The organism is Actinomycetospora aurantiaca, from assembly GCF_037401875.1.
Lineage (GTDB): Bacteria > Actinomycetota > Actinomycetes > Mycobacteriales > Pseudonocardiaceae > Actinomycetospora > Actinomycetospora aurantiaca.
Genome location: NZ_JBBEGN010000006.1, coordinates 24930 through 40473, shown reverse-complemented (window position 1 = coordinate 40473; position 15544 = coordinate 24930). Strand labels below are relative to the sequence as shown.

Sequence of the window (15544 nt, the reverse complement as noted above, 5' to 3'; positions counted from 1 at the left end):
ACGATCGCGGCGTGCCAGTGCGTGAGCTCGCGGTCCTGATCGTGTCCTACCGTCGGGCCGACCTGCTGGACCGGGCGCTGCGCAGCGTCGAGAAGCACCTCCCGGACGCGGCGGTGTACGTCTGGGACAACGCGTCCTCCGGCTCGCCCGAAGTGCGGGAGCTGGCAGTGGCCTGGCCGGACGTCCGGTGGACCTTCTGCGAGAGCAACCTGGGCTACATCGCGGCGATGAACCGGCTGGCCGCGCAGTGCCCGGACGCCGACATGCTGCACCTCAACCCGGACGCGGAGCTGATCGGCCCGCTGACGGCGGCCCGCGCGGCCCTCGCGCGGCCCCGGGCCGCGGCGGTCTCCCCCACGGTGCTCGACCCCGAGGGCCGCGAGCTCCCCTGGGACGTGGCGCACCGCGAGCAGAGCGTGCTGCGCAACCTGCTCAACGCCGCCGGCTACGCGAAGCGGCTGCGGGAGCACCCGCGGCTGGCGCGGCTCTCGGACCTCTACCCGTCGGCCCCGCACGACGTCGACGGCTACATGGCCGGGTGCTGCCTGCTCATCTCCCGCGACGCGTGGAACGCCCTGGGCCCGTTCGACGAGCGCTTCTTCGTCTACGGCGAGGACGCGACGTGGCAGCCGGCGGCCCGGCGCGCGGGCTGGACGCTGACGCTGGTCGACGACGACGGGCCGCAGGTCCGCCACGCGGCCGCGGGCACCCAGACCGACGACCCGCTGGCCTCCCAGCGCGGCGACGACCTCCTGCGCGCCGCCCAGGTCATGGCGCTGGGCAACGACCGCAACCGGGGACCCGGCACCGTGTTCGCGCTGGGCTCCGCGGTCCTCGACCGCGTGCAGCGGTCCAAGCGCAGCGCCCGCCGTCGTCGTCGGGACGCGCAGACCGAGCGGGCGGCCGGGCGCCCCGGGATCGTCGTGACCACCAACCAGCTCACCCTGGGCGGCGCCGAGCGGCAGCGGGTGCTGCTGGCCAACGCCCTGGTCGACCGCGGGCACCCGGTGACGCTGGTGTGCCTGCAGCGCCTCGGGCTCTACACCGCCGAGCTCGACCCGCGGGTGCGCCTGGCCTTCGTGCCGTTCTGGCAGCCGACGGTGGAGGTCGCGGGCGACGACGCGATCATCCTCGGCGGGGTCACCAACACCGAGGTGGCGTTCGCCCGGGCCTGGCGGGCGCTGGGCCGCGCCGCGGGGCAGCGCCGTCGGTGGATGCCCGCGACGCACGACCCGGCGCCGCTCGACCGGCCCACCTACTCCGAGGCGATCGCCCGGCAGCTGCGCACGGCGGACGGGCTGATCGTGCTCTCCGCCCAGCACCACACTGACCTGTCCCGCCACCAGCGGCTGACCGGTCTCGTGATGGCGGCGCCGAACGGCATCCCGGCCGCCGAGCCGCTGCCGTTCCGGGCCCGGACCGGCCCGCTGCGCCTGGCGATGCTGACGCGTCTGCTGGAGTACAAGAACCCGTTGCTGCTGATCGGGGCGCTGGAGTCCCTGGGGCGCGACGACTGGACGCTGGACGTCTTCGGCGACGGCCCGGACCGGGAGCGTCTCGAGGCCGCGACACCGTCCGCGGTCCGCGACCGGGTCCGCTGGTGGGGCCAGGTCTCGGGTCCCGCCGCGGCGTTCGCGGAGACCGACGTGCTCTGCGTGCCCAGCGACTTCGAGGCGTTCCCGCTGGTGATGGTGGAGGCGATGACGCGGGGGGTGCCGGTGATGGCGTCGGCCAGCGGCACCGTCCCGGAGATGCTCGACCACGGCGCGGGCGGGGTGGTGGTGTCGCCCGCGACGGTCGAGGCGTGGGCCGCCGCGCTGACGACGGCCCTGGACGACCGGGACGGGCTGGCCGCCCTCGGCGAGGCGGGTCGGGAGCGCGCGCTGGCGCACTACACCGACGCCGCCATGGCGGACGCCTACCAGCGCGCGTTCGCCCGCCTGCTCGGCCGCCCGATCCCGGGTGGCCCCGCGGAGCCGGCGGACGTGCTGTGAGGGTCCTCTGGCTCTCCCCGTGGCTGCGCACGCTCACCCGGGTGCAGGTGGACGCGCTGACCGCAGCCGGGCACGAGTGCCTCGTCGTCACCACCGACCAGCACTACGAGAAGGTCGCCGCCCGGCCCGACGAGCGGGTCCTGGACCCGGCGATCAAGGACCCCCGCACGCTGCCCCCGCTCGCCCGGGTGACGGCCGAGGCCCGGCGCTTCCGACCCGACGTCGTGGTCTCCGAGCTGATGCACGACCCGCGGTGGCTGCCGATGACGCGCCTCGCGCCGCTGGTGCAGGTCGTCCACGACGACCGCCCGCACGACGCCACCGAGGAACGGCCCTGGCACCGCCGCGCGGTCCTGGACCACCAGACGCGGTCCGCGGCCGCCGTCGTGGCGCCCAGCGCCCACGTGGCGGCCGTGCTGTCCGCGCGGTTCGGCCGGCGGGTCGACGTGGTGCCGCTGACCTCGGACGTCCCGGAGGCGGCGCTGCCCCCGGTGCCGTCGGTGGAGCGCCGGGACTTCGTGCTGCTCGGGCGGATGTCGCCGTACAAGAACGTGGGCGTGGCCCTGGAGGCGTGGGCGGCGCACGTGGCGTCGCCGGAGTACCGGGGCGACCGGTTGCTGCTGCTCGGGAACGGCCCGCTGGAGTCGGTCCGGCTGCCGGAGCACGTCGAGTGGCGGCGCGAGCACTTCGCGTACGCGGACGTCCTCCCCGACCTCGCCCGGGCGAAGGGCTCCCTCGCGCACTACCGGCTGGCGACCCAGAGCGGCGTGCAGGTCCTCTCCATGCAGCTCGGCATCCCGACGATCGTCTCCGACTCCGGCGGCCTGCCCGAGTTCTGCCCGCCGTCGCTGCCGCCGCTGGGGGTGGACGACGTCGCGGGGCTCACACGCGTGTTCGGCCGGCTCGCCGTCCCGGCCGTCGCCGCCGAGCTGGGCGCGGCCGCCCGCGAGCACTACCTGGCGCACTTCTCCGCCGCCCGGGCCGCCGAGGCGTGGACCCGGGTCTTCGCCCGCGTGGGGACCCGGCGCGCTGCGGCCCCGGCGCCGAGTGTGACGTGACGCAGGTCGGCGGGCCGTAGAACCTGCCCCAGGTAGCACTCGGCGAACGACGACCGCGCCGCCCCTGGCCGAGTGAGACACCGGGCAGGTCGGCGGGTCGCAAGACCTGCCCCAGGTAGCACTCGGCGAACGACGACCGCCCGGTCACCCGCCGAGCGCGACACCCAGGTCTACGGGCCCGCGCAGCACTCGGCGAGCGATGACCGCCCGGTCCCGCGCCGAGTGTGACGTGACGCAGGTCCGTGGGGCATAGAACCTGCCCCAGGTAGCACTCGCCGAACGACGACCGTCCCGCCCCACGCCGAATGCGACACCACGCAGGTCTACCGGCCCCGGAACCTGCCCCAGGTAGCACTCGGCGAACGACGACCGCCCGGTCCCGCGCCGAGTGCGAACCCACCCGGGTCGGCGGGCCCAGCAGCACTCGGGAGACGACGACGGCCCGGCCGCGGGAGTCCGCAGCCGGGCCGAGGGTCGTTCCGTCGAGATCAGGTGCCGCGCGAGCCACCACGGTCGGTGTCGCCGGAGGCGGCAGAACCGACGCGGTTCGACGTGCCGTTGGCGCGCGGGCGGGGAGTCGGGCTCGGCCCACCCGTGCGCCGCATGTCGACCGCCACGGTGTCCGCGTCGAGCCCTCCATTGCGGGCCGGCGGAGTATGGCCGCCCGGCGCCACGGTCGGCGCGGCCGACGAGCCCTTCGGCTTGATCGACACCGGCTTGCCGGGCGAGGGGCGCCGGGGCGTCGGCGAGGACGGCCGCTTGACCGTGCTGGTCGGCGCGTCGGGCGGGGTGGACGTCGCCGGACCGGAGCCGTTCGACGCGGACCCGTTCGTGGCCGGCTTCGCGCCGTTGGCGGCCGCCGGCTTCGGGCTCGCTCCGTTCGGCGTGCCGGAGGACTGACCGTTCTGGCCGGTGCCGCCGGAGGCCGCAGCACCGTTCGGTGCCCCCGCGGACGGAGCGGGCTTCGGCCCCTGACCCGGGCTCGGCTTCGGGCCGCCACCCTGGTTGCCCTGGGGCTGCGGCTGCTTCGAGCCGCCACCCTGGTTGCCCTGGGGCTGCGGCTGCTTCGAGCCGCCACCCTGGTTGCCCTGGGGCTGCGGCTGCTTCGAGCCGCTGCCCTGGTTGCCCTGGCCCGGTGCGCCCTGACCGCTGGGCTTCGCACCGGCCTGGCCACCCTGACCCAGCGCGCCCTGGCCCGCCGGCTTCGCGGCCGCCTGCTGGCCACCCTGGCCCGAGGGCTTGGCGGCCGCGCCCTGCGGCCCGGCCTGCTGACCGCCCTGTCCCGACTGCGTGGGCCCGCCCTGTGCTGCGGGCTTCGCCGCGCCCTGCGGCCCGGCCTGCTGGCCGCCCTGCCCCGTCGGCTTCGGCGCCCCCTGCGACACGGCCTGACCGGCAGGCTTCGGCGCGCCCTGCTGGCCCGCCGCCTGGTTCTGACCGGCCTTCGGCGCGCCCGGGGTCTGCCCCGGTCCCGAGGACTGGCCGGGCGTCGGGGCGCCCTGCCCCGCCGGCTTCGGCCCCTGCCCGCGGGTCGCCGCAGCACCGGCCACCGCTCCCGCAGCGGCACCGGCGGCGGCCGCCCCCGCAGCACCGGGGGACGGCTTCGCGGACGCACCGGGAGACGGCTTGCCGGACGCCGACCCGGGCGGGGTCGAGGACTGCTGGGGCTGCGAACCACCCGTCGAGCCGGTCCCGGGCCCGGGACGACCGTTCGTGGGGGTCGACGGCTTCGGCCCGGAGCCGGCCGTGCCCGACGAGCTCGCCGGGGTCGAACCGCCGGACGCCGCGGCCGCCGACTGTCCACCCGCCTCGGACGACCCGGAGGCCGCTCCCGTGGACGAGCCGGACCCCTCGCCGTCGCGCTGCACCCGGTGCGTGGCCTCCGCCGAGCCGGGACCGCCGGCGGCCGCGCGGGCCTCGGCGAGCATCGCCGCGGAGACCGGGGTGGTCGGCGTCGGGTCGACGGCCGGACCGGGCGGCTGGGCCGCGGCCGGCCGCGGGGGCGGCGGGAGCGGCCGGCCCGGGGGCGGGAAGTAGCCCGGGGGCGGACCGACGGCCGGGTTCGCGCCCGTCGGCGGGCCCATGAGGGGCCGCGCGCCGTCGGGGTCGGACGAGATCCAGGCGTAGACGCGACCACCCGTGCGCCGCACGAACTGCGACCCGTACAGGACCACGCCCACCAGCACGAGGACCAGGCCGGCGATCGCACCGCCCGCGACCCGGAGCACGGAGCTGGACTGGCTCTGGGTCGGCGTGGACGGGTCGCCGGTCACGTCGGTGGTGATGCGGGGCGGCTGCCCCGGCGCGGGCGTCTCGAGGACCCCGACCGCCTGCGTGAACGACTCCGTGACCGCCCGCGCGGACCGCACCGCGTCGTCCGGGCTCGCGCCCTGGACGTCGATCGTGAGCACGGTCGTCTCGCTGCTCGTGCTCGACGTCACGCGGGACGCGAGGTCCGGTTCGGCGATGCCGAGCTGCTGGGCGGCCGGGCCGAGGACCTGGTCGCTCGTCACGAACTCCGCGTACGTCGACATCCGCTGGTTGACGTACTGGTTCGCCGTGTAGATCTCGTCCGGGTCCTGCCCCCCGCCCCCGGAGATCAGGACCTGGGACGAGGAGGTGTACCCCTGCCCGGACACCCGCAGGTCGACGACGAGCCCCACGACGGCGCCGAGCACGGCCCCGAGCACGAGCACCCACCACGCCTTGCGCAGCGCTGACGTCACGGTCATCGGTGAGCTCACTCCTCCATGGTGCCTGCGGGGGCGGCAGGCCGTCGCGGCGGACCCGGCGCGGGGCGCATCGGGGCGCTCCGCGGTGGGGGCACGGGTCGGCGCGGGTCGGGGCGACGGACCGGCCACGGCGACCACGAGGCGAACGCCGAGAGCGCCGCCATCAACGCGACCGTGGTGATGATGGCCGGCCGGTCGACCAGCATCGTCTGCAGGCTCGACTGCGCCGCGAGACAGGCCAGGCCCATCCCGACGACCACCACCATGGGCGCCCCGGGTGATCGTCGCCGCCAGGACAGCAGGGTCGCGGAGAGGATCCGCGTCCCGGCGAAGGCGTACGCGAACAACCCGAGCACACCCATGTAGAGCCAGATGCGCAGGTACTGGTTGTGGATGTAGGGCCGCGGGTCGACGTAGGGGCGGCTCAGGTCGTTGTCGTACTGCGGCAGTTCCCCGCCGTAGTACTGGCCGACCCCGACGCCCACCCAGGGCTGGCGTTCGAGGGTCGCGTACGCGGCCGCGTTCTCCCGGAGCCGGTCCGGGAGGCTGTCCTCGCCGTAGGCCTGCCCGGTCACCACGCTGGTCGCGCGCAGGGCGATGGCCTTCGCCTGACCGCCGGCGAGACCGGTGAGGGCGACGCTGAGCCCGATGGCGCCGACGACGACGAGCACGGCGGACCGCCGCACGAGCCCCTTGGGACCGTGGGTGACCGCCGCGACCGCGACCACCAGCAGGACCAGCGGCGCCCAGGTCGACCGGTTGAAGCTGGCGGCCTCGTGGGCGATCCCGATCAGCACCAGCCCGACCCACAGCCACCGCGGCTTGCGCGGCATGAGCGCCGAGAGCAGCAGGATCAGCAGCGGCGCCCACATGTCGAGCGACGGGCCGGACAGGCGGGAGACGTCCGAGGTGTCCGAGCCGGTGATGATGGAGCTGCGCTCGTCGACCAGCAGGCGCGACCACCCCGCCGCCGCGGCGACGAGCACGATCGAGCTGCAGACGCCCGCGATCGAGAGCAGCACCGCGATGAGCTGGTGCGGGCGGCGCGCGAAGGCGAAGTACACCGGGAAGAACGCCGCCACCATGAGCAGCGCCCGGTAGTTGTCGATCATCAGGCTGAACTCGCCGCCCACCGCCAGCGCGGACACCGCGCCCACGGTGGCGGCCACCAGGATGGCGATCACCGGCCAGGTGAACACCGGCCGTGGCGATCGCGCGATCCCGCGGCCGCGCAGCAGGAGCACGAACGCGAGGAACAGCGCCACCTCGAGCACGGTGGGCGTGACCGGGCCGAGCTTGACCAGGTCGACCTTCTCCGGGAACACGCCGATCCCGGTGAACAGCAGGGCCGCCGACGACCAGCGCGGGTCGGCCTTCTTCCACGTCCACACCGCCGCGGCGAGCACCGGGATCAGGGGGAACACCGCGAGCCCGGTGATCCCGTAGCCCGCGACGGAGAGGGCCGCGACACCGACGGCGATCTTGCCCGGCGGCGACCGGAGGCCGGTGACGACCAGGTCGCGCAGCGCCTCGTGCATCACCGCCTGGTTCAGCTCGACCATGCGGCGCCGCGACCGGATCGTGAACGGCGCGAGGTCGCGCGACCAGCGACCGGGACGCAGTAGCGAGCACGCGAGCAGCGAGACGACGAACCCGGCGACCGCGCCGATGATGCCCCACCACCGGGCGACCTGGAGCCCGTGGTCGACCGCCGGACCCCCGGTACTGACGACCCGGGCGGTCACCTTCGAGTTCGTGGAGCCGGGGTAGCGCTCGCTGGCCAGCACGACGTCGGCCAGGGCCTGTGCCGCGGTCCCCGCGCCGGCCGAGACCGTGCCCTCGTCGTCCGACGTGGCGGTGACCTCGAGGATCTCGGTGGCCGTCAGGTGCTTGGCGATGACCTGGACCTGCGCCGGGTCGAACGGGGTGCCGCCGGGACGGGCGCCGAGCTCGGTGGCGCGGCGGGCGACCGCCTCGCTGCCGCCGAGGGCCTCCCAGGTGGTCAGCCGGTCCTGCACGTAGCGCGAGCCGCGGGCGATGTTCTCGTCGTTGGGCATCGAGCTGTTGAAGACCACCTCGGCGGTGCTCTGCCACCGGCCGACCGAGGCGAACACCCCCGCGAAGGTGGCGCCGCCGGCGACCAGCGTGGTCAGCACGACGACGGCGACCGCGACGCGCAGGTGCGGGGTGCGTCGCCGGGGCGGCGGCGGGCCGGCCTGCTGCGGCGGGACCCGCGGTCCGGGCGGGGGGCCCGGCACCCGGGGGGCCTCGACTGCCGTCATGCGTCGCGTCCCATCCTTCGATCGTCTGCGGTCGGCCGTCGGCTCGACGTGACACGTCGGCACCGCCGCGTCGGCCGTTCCGCCCCGGGAGTCTAGAGCCGACCCCCGACACGCCGGTCACCCGCCGCTGAGCAGGGCCGATCGCGGCCACCGCTCCGCAAGACGCCGCGCCGCGACGACGGGTGCGGCCGCGGTGACGTGGGTCTCACTCAGGCGCGTGGTTCCGCCTCGCGGACCGCCGGGTCCACGACCACCCAGCGCCCGCCGCCGGCCTCCACCTCCGGGATGCGCCCGCGCATCTCGTCGAGCAGGTCGGTCACGAACAGCACCACCTCGTCGGGACCACGGCGCACCACCTCGTCGACGGCGACGATCGGCACCGGCACCCCAGGGAAGCGCCGGCCCTGCTTGCCCGGCGACCCGTCCGCGACGGCGGGCAGCAGGTCCGGCCCGATCCGGGCCCGGTTGAGCAGCGGCACCGCGCGCGAGGCCGCCGCGTATCCCAGGACGGACCGTCCGGCGTCGCGCGCGGCGGCGAGGTGGGAGGCCAGCGCGTCCGCGCTGGCGGCGGTCGCCGCCTCGAGGCGCCCGACGACCTCCGGGTCGAGCACGCCCGCCGCCAGCTCCGCGCTCACCAGCTGCTCGACCGACGGCAGGTCGGTCGGCCCGCCCACCCCGGTGCGCCGGGCGGCGAGGAGCACGGTGCCCCCGTAGAGGTCGAACCGGAAGGCGTGGGTGGGCTCGAACCCGACGGCCGCGAGCATCCGCACCAGCACGGGCGTCGAGTAGTAGGCGAAGTGGCCGTGCCGCAGCGCGTTCCACCCGCCGTCGGCCACGATCGCCGCGAGCGTGTGGAACTGCAGCAGCAGTGTGCCCTCCGGGGCCACCGCGTCGGCGCGCCGCGCCAGGCCCGCGGCCTGGTCCGCGTCGTGCATCAGCCCGAAGCAGTCGATGACGAGGTCCGCGCCGTCCCCCTCCGCGACGGGCGCGAGGCCCACGGCGTCGAGCAGGTCCAGCCACGACCCGCCGTGCGGGCTGCCGAACTCCGTGACCGTGCGCCGCGACCCGCCGTCGGGACCGTTCAGCAGGCCGGCCGCCTGCACCCGGGCGACCGCGTCCCGCGCCTGGTCGACCATCGCCTGCGGCTCGGCGCCGCGGGGCTCCTCGGGGGTGGTGGGGTCCTCGGCCAGGTTGGCGAGCCCGCACCCGGCGCACATCCACATCCGCAGGGGGTGCACCGGATCGGGGCCCGGGTCGTCCGCGGCCGGGAAGTGGTCGGCGGCGGGCTGGTCGCCGAGGTCGAGCACCAGCGTGCCCTCGGTCGAGCCGCACCAGCGGCAGGTCACAGGCTCGGAGACGGAGCGCAGCGGAGCTCGACCATGAGAGTCGGAGACCTCGCGGGTCATGGGGTCCTTCCTGACGACGGGTCGATCGGCTTTGACAGGGTGGGGCGCATGGAGGTTCGCACGAGCGCGATCGACGGTGTCCTGGTGTTCGTCCCCACCCCGCACCGGGACGACCGCGGGCTGTTCACCCGCACGTTCGACGCGGCGATCGGGGCCGAGCACGGGGTGGACCTGGGTGCGCTGGCCCAGGACAGCCAGTCGCGCTCGCGGGCCGGGACGATCCGCGGGATGCACGGCCGCCGGGGGGCGGGCGAGGCGAAGCTCGTCCGCGTCGCCCACGGGGCGGTGCACGACGTCCTCGTCGACGCCCGCCGCGACTCGCCGACCTTCGGCACCGTGGCGTCCTTCCGGCTCGACGACGTCGACTTCCACCACCTCTACGTCCCCGCCGGGCTGCTGCACGGCTTCCAGGCGATCACGGACGCCGACGTCTGCTACCGGATCGACCGGCCCCACGCGCCCGGCGAGGACCTCGGGGTGGCCCACGACGACCCCGACCTGGCCATCTCCTGGCCGGTCGAGGTCACCGCGATCTCCGAGCGCGACCGCACCGCCGGCTCCTGGAAGGACCTGCTGGCGAGCCTGTGAGGGGAAGATCCGCCCGCCCCGACCGCGTGAGGGTTCCCCTCACGACGGCGCGGGTGGGTCGGACCCTCAGACCGGGCGCAGCGTCTCGTCCAGCGTCCCGGCCTCCCGCCGGGCGTGCAGCACGGCGAGCCGGGTGAAGCGCTGGTCGAACGTCTCCTGGGTGAGCCCGCGGGCGCGGTACTCGCGCAGCAGCTCCGCGGCGCCGTCGGCGACCGACCACGCGCACCGGAACTCCGGCAGCATCTTCTCGATCTTGGTGAAGTCCACGCGGTAGGAGCGCGGGTCGCCGCCGGTCTCGCCGGTGACGATCAGCTCCGCCTCGGGCACGGCGACCTTGACGGCCTCGGCGATGTCGCGGACCTGCACGTTGTTGTCCGTGCGGCCGACGTTGAAGGCCTGGGCCCGCACGACGTCGGCCGGGGCCTCCATGGCCGCGATCGCGGCGGAGACGATGTCGCGGCCGTGGCACAGCGGGCGCCACGGGGTGCCGTCGCTCATCACGAGGATCCGCCCGGAGAGCACGGCGTGCCCCACCAGGTTGTTCAGCACGATGTCGGCGCGCAGCCGCGGGGAGAACCCGAACGCGGTCGCGTTGCGCATCGACACCGGCACGAACTCCTCGGACGCCAGGTCCACCAGGTCGGCCTCGACGCGCACCTTGGACTCGGCGTAGGGGGTCACCGGGTTCATCCGGGCCTCCTCGTCGAGCACGTCGTCGGTGCCCGACGCGCCGTACACCGAGCAGGTCGACGCGTAGACGAAGCGGCCGACGCCCGCCTCCTTGGCCAGGCGCGCCAGCCGCGTCGAGGCGTGGTGGTTGATGTCGTAGGTGTGCTGCGGGGCGAGCGAGCCGAGCGGGTCGTTGGACAGCGCCGCGAGGTGGATGACGGCGTCGAAGCCCTGCAGCTGCTCGACGGTCACGTCGCGCAGGTCGACGGCGAGTGCCGGCGGGTCGGGCTGCTCGAGCTCGCCCAGGATCGAGTCGGCGTACAGGCCGGAGTCCAGCCCCGTCACCTCGTGGCCCGCCGCGGCGAGCATCGGGGCGGCGAGGGTGCCCAGGTAGCCCTGGTGGCCGGTCAGGAGGACGCGCACGGTTGACAGCTCCGATCGATGACGGTCAGACACCCACCAGCAGGCGGGTCGGGTGGAACCCCTCGGCGTAGCGGACACCGGCCTGCACGCCGCGGATCCGCGCGAGGCCGCGGAAGGCCTCGTCGTCGAACCAGGTCCGGCCGGTCTGCGAGGGGTAGTGCTCGTGCAGCAGGCGGATCTTGTCGTCGACCGCCTCCTGCGACAGCGGCCACAGCAGCGGGGGCTGGGCGAGGTCCGGCTCGGCCTTGAGGATCTCGTAGCCGAGCGCGAGGTGGTCCCGGAACACGGTCGGGACGAGCCGGGCGAGCTCGCGGTGGTCCTGGTGGTCGTCGGCGCGGTGACCGCACAGCACCAGGTCCGGCTCACAGGTGCGCCGGAACGACTCCAGCGCCTCCTTGGCCCACTGCCAGTGGTGGGGCAGCCGGCCGTCGGGCAGGTCGAGCACGGTGACCTCGAGGTCGGCGCCCGGGCAGAAGGCGTCCAGGGCCTTGCGTTCCTCGGCCTCCCGGTCGGTGCCCGCCCCGGACAGCACGAGCGCCCGGACCCGGACCCCGGGTCGGGCCCGGCAGATCGTCAGGACGGTGCCGCCCGCGCCGATCGGGATGTCGTCGCAGTGCGCCCCGAGCAGGACGATCTCGTCGAGCCGCTCCGGGACCAGCCGCTGCATCACGTCAGGACTGCAGCTGCTGCGAGACGAGGCTCTCCAGCGGCGGGAGGTCGGGCCCCCGCTCCTTCTCCCACAGCATCCACGGGCGGCTGCCCGCCCGGTAGGAGGCCTCGAGCTGGTTGCGCTCCTTGAGCGTGTCCGCCGGGAGCCAGAACCCCTCGTACGGGTAGCCCATGAGCTTGCCCTCGGCGGCCAGTGCGGTGCAGGCGTCGCCGACCAGATCGCCGTTCTCCGGGATGCGGTCGATGACCGACGGCCGCAGCACGAAGTAGCCGCCGTTCTCCCGCACGCCCATGTCGGTGACCGGGCGGATCGAGTGGATCCGGTCCTCGTCGTCGGACTCGACGATGTGGAACACCGCCTGCGGCAGCACCGCGAGCAGCGCCGCCTCGGCGTCGGAGTCGGCGAACCGCTTGACCATCTGGTCGAGCGGGGCGTCGGTGAGGACGTCGGCGTAGTTGGCGAGGAACATCTCCTCGTCCGCCACGAGGTGGCGGACCCGGCGCAGCCGCTCCCCGATCGGCGACTCCAGGCCGGTGTGGACGAAGTGGATCGTCCAGTCGGCGATGTCGGAGCCGCCGAGCTCCACCTCGCCCTCGCGGAGCACGAAGTCGTTGGACTCGGTTTCGCGGTAGTTGAGGAAGTAGTCCTTGATGTGATGCGAGCCGTAGCCCAGGCACAGGATGAACTCCTTGTGCCCGAAGTGGGCGTAGTAGCGCATCACGTGCCAGATCAGCGGGCGGGGACCGACCATCTGCATCGGCTTGGGGACGTCGGAGTCCCCATCCCGCATGCGCATGCCGAAACCGCCGCAGAACAGGACGACCTTCACTGCAGAACTTCCTTCGGGTCAGGCAGGGGTGCTGCCGGGCTCCACGACCTCGAGGGTCGGGATCGGGAAGACGAGCTTGCCGCCCCAGTCCGCGACCGGCGCGAGCTGCGCGGTGATCTCGTCGCGGAGGTTCCACGGCAGCACGAGCACGTAGTCGGGCCGGTCGGCGTCGATGCGCTCCGGCGGGTGGATCGGGATCCGGGTGCCGGGCGTGTAGCGCCCGTGCTTGTACGGGTTCCGGTCCACGGTGTAGGCGAGCAGGTCCGGGCGGATGCCGCAGTAGTTCAGCAGGGTGTTGCCCTTGCCCGGGGCCCCGTATGCGACGACCGTCTTGCCGGCGTCGGCCGCGTCGATGAGGAACCGCATCAGGTCGTTGCGGATCCGCGAGACCTCGCGGGCGAACCCGGCGTGGCCCTCGACGGTGTCCAGGCCCGCCTTGGCCTCCTCGGCGAGCACCTGCGCGACGGCGGGCGAGGCCGGCTCGGCCAGCTCGCTCGGGCGTGCCCAGAGCCGGATCGACCCGCCGTGGGTGGGGACGAGCTCCACGTCGACCAGGTCGAGCCCGCCGGACGCGAGCGACCGGATCGCCGTGCCGACGGTGTAGTACTGGAAGTGCTCGTGGTAGATCGTGTCGAACTGGCGCAGGGCCACGAGGGTCAGCAGGTGCTGCACCTCGATCGACACCCACCCGTCGTCCGCGACCATCGCGCGGAGGCCCTTCGTGAAGCCCACGAGGTCCGGGATGTGGGCGTAGACGTTGTTCGCGACGACGAGGTCGGCCGGGCCGTGCTCGGCCCGCACCGCCGCGCCGGACTCCGGCGAGAGGAAGGCCGTGACGGTCGGGACGCCCTTGTCGCGCGCGGCCTGGCCCACGTTGACGCTGGGCTCGACGCCCAGGGCGCGCATCCCGTCGGCGACGACGTGCTGGAGCAGGTAGCCGTCGTTCGACGCGGCCTCGACGACCAGTGAGTCGGACGTGAGCCCGGCCCGGGCCGTGGCCGCGGTGACGAAGCGCCGCGCGTGCTCCACCCACGACGTCGAGAACGACGAGTAGTAGGCGTACTCGGTGAACGTCTCGTCCGGGTCGATCAGCGGGGGCAGCTGCACGAGCAGGCAGTTCCGGCACACCCGGGGGTGCAGCGGGAACGTCGGCTCGGGGGCCTCGAGCGCGTCCGCCGTCAGGAACAGCTCGCAGGGCGGGGTGGCCCCGAGGTCGACGAAGCTCTCCAGTTCCGTCGAGCCGCACAGACGACAGGCCAGGGCGGGCGTCCCCATCAGTAGGCCCCGTCACCCCGGAAGACGGCCGAGACCGTCTTCCACAGGATGACCAGGTCCATGGCGGGCGACCAGTTCTCCACGTACCGCAGGTCCAACCGGACCGACTCCTCCCACGACAGATCGGATCGGCCGCTGACCTGCCACAGTCCCGTCATGCCCGGCCGCACCAGGAACTTGCGCTTGGCGGCGTCGGAGTAGGCGTCGACCTCTCCGGGCAGCGGCGGGCGGGGCCCGACCAGCGACATCGAGCCCCCGACGACGTTGAACAGCTGCGGGAGCTCGTCCAGAGAGTAGCGGCGCAGCATCGAGCCGATGCGGGTCACCCGGGGATCGCGGCGGAGCTTGAACAGCGGGCCCGACCCGTCGTTACCGCCCGCGACCACCTGGGCACGCAGCCGGTCCGCGTCCGGGACCATCGAGCGGAACTTCACCATCCGGAACGTCTTCCCGCGCAGCCCGACGCGGGTCTGCCGGTAGAACACCGGCCCGCCGTCGAGCTTGACGAACAGCGCGATCAGCAGGAAGACCGGCGCGAGGGCGAGCACCAGGGCGCTCGACGCGGCGCGGTCGAAGAGCAGCTTGCCGATCCGGGTCATGCCCGACAGGCGGGGCTCGGTCAGGCGCAGCAGCGGGAGCCCGTCGACCGGGGCGACGTGCAGGCGCGGCCCGGCGACCTCCATGAGACCGGGGTCGACGACGAGCTCCGAGCCGGTGCCCTCGAGGTCCCAGGCGAGCCGGTGGAGCCGCTTCGGGCTCCAGCCCGGCGTCTGCGCGACCGCGACGACCCCGAAGCGCCCGGAGCGCACCGACGACGGGAGCGAGTCCAGGTCGCCGATCACCGGCACACCGGCGACATGGCCCTGGCCGTCCTCACCGAGCCCGGTGGGCGTGCAGGCGCCGGTGACCACCCAGCCGATGTGGGCCACCCGGCGGGTCCGCTCGATGAGGTCGCGGACCGACTCCTCGGTGCCGATCGCGAGGACCGGCAGCAGGCCGCGGCCCCGCTTGCGGGCCTGGTGCAGCCAGCGGCGCAGCGTGTAGCGGCCGGCCATCGACAGCAGCCCCGCGACCGGCAGGATGCCGAACACCCACGGCCGCACGCCGGTGCGCTCGAGCACGAGACCGGCCAGCGCCAGGATGATCGCCGCGCTGACGTACGCGCGCATCAGCCGGCTCCACTCCTCGGAGCCCTGGCCGAGCACGCGCGGGTCCCAGGCGCGCGCGGCGCCGATCGCGATCGGGACCAGCACCATCGAGACGCCCGCGAGGGCCCAGGGGTTCGTCCCCGTGGTCCCGGAGCCCGCGCCGAAGCCCGCGAGGGCACCGAGCAGCGCGCAGAACGCGAGGACCAGCAGGTCGCTCGCCGCGACCGAGAACGCGAACTTCGACTGCCAGCTCGTCGCCGTGGCGACGCTGCCCGGCTGACCGGGGGCCTCGTCGTCCCAGATGCGGATGAAGCCCGGCGCGGTGGGGTCCGGGTCGACGAACGGCTCGGGGGCAGCCGCGCCGTTCGTGTCGTTCACGGTCGAACCGACCTGTGTCGCGGGTCGAGCTCCGCTCCGCTGCGTCTCCTGTGTCGCGGGTCGAGCTCCGCTCCGCTGCGTCTCCTGTGTCGCGG

At 74.6% G+C, this 15544-nt stretch carries 11 protein-coding genes; 3 read left to right on the top strand and 8 right to left on the bottom strand.

Features of this window, described 5'->3' with window-relative positions:
• Positions 1-11 precede the first annotated feature (11 nt).
• Both WCD74_RS14030 and WCD74_RS14025 read left to right on the top strand, forming a co-directional pair.
• A complete protein-coding gene (locus WCD74_RS14030; protein ID WP_337695468.1) occupies positions 12-1994 on the top strand; it encodes a glycosyltransferase in 1983 nt (660 codons plus the stop codon).
• Positions 1991-3052: a glycosyltransferase gene (locus WCD74_RS14025; RefSeq protein WP_337695467.1), complete on the top strand. Its 1062-nt coding sequence runs from the start codon at positions 1991-1993 to the stop codon at positions 3050-3052. Before WCD74_RS14030 ends, WCD74_RS14025 begins: the two co-directional genes overlap by 4 nt.
• 488 nt (positions 3053-3540) lie before the next feature.
• Here the strand turns inward: WCD74_RS14025 and WCD74_RS14020 are convergent, their stop codons facing one another.
• From WCD74_RS14020 to WCD74_RS14010, 3 genes are all read right to left on the bottom strand, one after another.
• Complete coding sequence (locus WCD74_RS14020; protein ID WP_337695466.1) at positions 3541-5781, bottom strand: Wzz/FepE/Etk N-terminal domain-containing protein; 2241 nt, start codon at positions 5779-5781, stop codon at positions 3541-3543.
• A gap of 8 nt (positions 5782-5789) precedes the next feature.
• Positions 5790-8063 carry an O-antigen ligase family protein gene (locus WCD74_RS14015; protein ID WP_337695465.1) on the bottom strand — a complete coding sequence of 758 codons (2274 nt, stop codon included), beginning with the start codon at positions 8061-8063 and terminating at the stop codon, positions 5790-5792.
• Between the two features lie 209 nt (positions 8064-8272).
• On the bottom strand, positions 8273-9469 hold the full coding sequence (locus WCD74_RS14010; protein ID WP_337695464.1) for a class I SAM-dependent methyltransferase: 1197 nt from the start codon (positions 9467-9469) through the stop codon (positions 8273-8275).
• Between the two features lie 48 nt (positions 9470-9517).
• Here WCD74_RS14010 and WCD74_RS14005 point away from each other — a divergent pair, with 48 nt between their 5' ends.
• Positions 9518-10057 (top strand): dTDP-4-dehydrorhamnose 3,5-epimerase family protein, encoded by a 540-nt coding sequence (locus WCD74_RS14005; protein WP_337695463.1) that lies wholly within the window; start codon positions 9518-9520, stop codon positions 10055-10057.
• A gap of 66 nt (positions 10058-10123) precedes the next feature.
• Here the strand turns inward: WCD74_RS14005 and WCD74_RS14000 are convergent, their stop codons facing one another.
• Genes WCD74_RS14000 through WCD74_RS13980 form a run of 5 tightly spaced genes read right to left on the bottom strand, consistent with a single transcriptional unit; the run spans position 10124 to position 15449 of the window.
• Positions 10124-11149, bottom strand: coding sequence for an NAD-dependent epimerase/dehydratase family protein (locus tag WCD74_RS14000; protein ID WP_337695462.1), 1026 nt, complete (start codon positions 11147-11149; stop codon positions 10124-10126).
• Positions 11150-11174: 25 nt separating this feature from the next.
• A complete protein-coding gene (locus tag WCD74_RS13995) occupies positions 11175-11816 on the bottom strand; it encodes a PIG-L deacetylase family protein (RefSeq protein ID WP_337695722.1) in 642 nt (213 codons plus the stop codon).
• 4 nt (positions 11817-11820) lie between these two features.
• Positions 11821-12648: a sugar phosphate nucleotidyltransferase gene (locus WCD74_RS13990; RefSeq protein WP_337695461.1), complete on the bottom strand. Its 828-nt coding sequence runs from the start codon at positions 12646-12648 to the stop codon at positions 11821-11823.
• Between the two features lie 18 nt (positions 12649-12666).
• Entirely contained in the window at positions 12667-13923 is a 1257-nt protein-coding gene (locus tag WCD74_RS13985) for a class I SAM-dependent methyltransferase (RefSeq protein WP_337695460.1), read from the bottom strand.
• A complete protein-coding gene (locus WCD74_RS13980; protein ID WP_337695459.1) occupies positions 13923-15449 on the bottom strand; it encodes a sugar transferase in 1527 nt (508 codons plus the stop codon). The genes WCD74_RS13985 and WCD74_RS13980 overlap by 1 nt, the downstream gene beginning before the upstream one ends.
• Between the last annotated feature and the right edge of the window lie 95 nt (positions 15450-15544).